This window comes from Mesorhizobium sp. M4A.F.Ca.ET.020.02.1.1, assembly GCF_004022645.1.
Lineage (GTDB): Bacteria > Pseudomonadota > Alphaproteobacteria > Rhizobiales > Rhizobiaceae > Mesorhizobium.
This window is the reverse complement of sequence record NZ_RZOI01000864.1, coordinates 1-2278: the sequence shown is the minus strand read 5'-3', so window position 1 is coordinate 2278 and position 2278 is coordinate 1. Positions and strand designations below refer to the sequence as shown.

The following is a 2278-nucleotide window of genomic DNA, read 5'->3' as shown; positions in this document are numbered from 1 at the left end:
CCGAAACCAGGCTCAGCGCCGTCAGCGCATACTCTTCCTTGCCAAGCCACGGCGTAAACAGGCTTTTCAGGCCGACAAGGTCGAGCAGGTGCGGCGCCACGCCCCACAGCGGCGACAGGATCAGCTTCCAGGCGAAGCCGACGATGACGAAGGACAGGATGGTCGGCACGAAGATCGCCGTGCGGTAGAAGGCGGCGAACCTCAGCCGCGGGCTGGAGAGAAGTGCCGCCAGCAGGACGCCGATCGGGTTCTGCACCAGCATATGGATGATGAAGAACCAGACATTGTTCCTCAGCGCATTCCAGAAGCCCACTGACCAGTTAGGGTCGCCGAACAGCGTGCGGAAATTGGCGAGTCCGACGAAGACCTGGGACTGCTCGATGTTGCGGAACAGCGACAGCTGCAGCGTGCCGGCAAGCGGCAGGATCATGATCGCCGTGTAGACGAGCACGGCCGGCGCCAGGAAGACGGCGATGTGCCAGCGGATCGGTCTTTTCGGTCGTGTTTCTGCGGCCATGAGTTCGGTCCCCGCCGTTCAACGTCTTGGCGAAATGGTTGACGGCAGCGCTGCCCCTCACCCTTACCCTCTCCCCGTGAAGGAGAGGGGGGCGCCGGCGGTGCGGCAAGTCCCTTCTCCCCGTCACTATACGGGGAGAAGGTGCCGGCAGGCGGATGAGGGGCGGCGCCGTCGTTTGCGGTCGATGCTATTGAAAACCGCAGGGCCATTCACTCGGAACGACCCTGCTTGCTGCCCGAGGCTTTACTTCGCCGGCTTGTACCAGCTGTCGAGACCGTCCTGCAGCTTCTTGGCGGCCGCTTCCGGCGTGTCGGTGCCGTTGATGACATTGGCCGATTCAACCCAGGTCTCGTTCTCGAGGTTCGGCGTGCCGCGCCCCAAAATCTGGTAGGTCGAGCGGATCGTGGACTTGCACTTGCCGCGCCAGGAGACGAATTCCTGCGCCAGCGGGTCTTCCATCTTCACCGGCGTGCTGTTCAGGCTGAAGAAGCCCGGAAGCGCGTTGGCGTAAATGGTGGCGAAGTCCGGCGAGGCGACCCAGGACAGGAACTTCTTGGCCGCATCGGCGTTCTTCGACGCTGCGTTCAGACCCATGCCGATATCGGTGTGGTCGGAGATGTAGCAGGTGTCGCCGGCCTTCTGCACCGGCGGCGGGAAGGCGCCCATCTTGAACTGCGCCTGGGTGTTGAACAGCGCGATTTCCCACGAGCCGGCCGGGTAGATGGCGGCGCGGCCGAGCGTGAACAGGTTCTGGCTGTCCGGATAGGTCTGGGCCTCGAATCCATCGCCGAGATAGGGCTTCCACTTGGCCAGTTCCTTGTAGGGCTCGACCCAGTCGGCGTCGGTCAGCTTCTGCTCGCCCTTGATCAGTGCCTGGCGGCCTTCCTCGCCCTTCCAGTAGTTCGGGCCGATGTTCTGGTAGCCCATGGTCGCGGCTTCCCAGAGGTCCTTGGTGCCCATCGCCATCGGGATGTAGGTGCCGTCGGCCTTTATCTTGTCGAGCGCGGCGTAGAACTCCTCATTGGTGGTCGGCACCTTGATGCCGAGCTTGTCGAAGGCGTCCTTGTTGTAGATGAAGCCGTGGATGACCGAAGCCATCGGCACGCAGAACGTCGCCTTGCCGTCGTCGGTCTGCCAGGCAGACTTGGCCACGGGAGAGAAATTCTCCATGCCCGGCAGCGCCGACAGATCGGCGAGATTGCCCTTCTGGTAGAGCACCAGCGACTTGTCGAAGGGGCGGCAGGTGATCAGGTCGCCCGCCGAGCCAGCGGTGAGCTTGGCGCCGAGCGCGGCGTCATATTCGGTCGGCGCCGACGGCGCGAACACCACCTTGATGCCCGGGTTCTTGGCTTCGAAGGCCGGGATCAGCTTGTCCTTCCAGATGGTCAGGTCGTCGCCGCGCCAGCTTTCGATGTTGAGGGTAACGTCATCGGCATAAGCCATCCCGGCGGTGCCGAGAATGCTGGTGCCGAGCAGAAGGGCCGTCAGTAGTTTGGTCGTCATGTTCAGTCTCCCTGTTGACCTTTTTCAGGTTCGGTTTGGTGAGAACAGAGGCCTAGCGCCCCTTGCTCCCCTCGATCGCGGAAAGGGCCGGCCGGAGTTTCTGGCCGGTCTCTTCCAGTATCTTCTCGGCCGTGTCGGCGTTGGCGGCGCCGGCGGCGAGCAGAATGGCGGTCTTGACTACGCCGCCACTCTTTTCGCGCTGGCGCGCGGCATCCTCGCGGCCGCGCCCGCTGATGGCGGCGACGATTCGGACTGCGC

General features: G+C 63.6%; 2 protein-coding genes and 1 pseudogene. All 3 read right to left on the bottom strand.

Annotated features, from left to right (window positions below):
• The coding region (locus EN742_RS32305) for a sugar ABC transporter permease (RefSeq protein ID WP_148670419.1) at positions 1-517 on the bottom strand (517 nt) is incomplete at its 3' end.
• 243 nt (positions 518-760) lie between these two features.
• Positions 761-2020: an ABC transporter substrate-binding protein gene (locus tag EN742_RS32295; protein WP_127405343.1), complete on the bottom strand. Its 1260-nt coding sequence runs from the start codon at positions 2018-2020 to the stop codon at positions 761-763.
• Between the two features lie 52 nt (positions 2021-2072).
• Positions 2073-2278, bottom strand: a pseudogene (locus EN742_RS32290) (N-acetylmuramic acid 6-phosphate etherase); the annotation flags it as partial.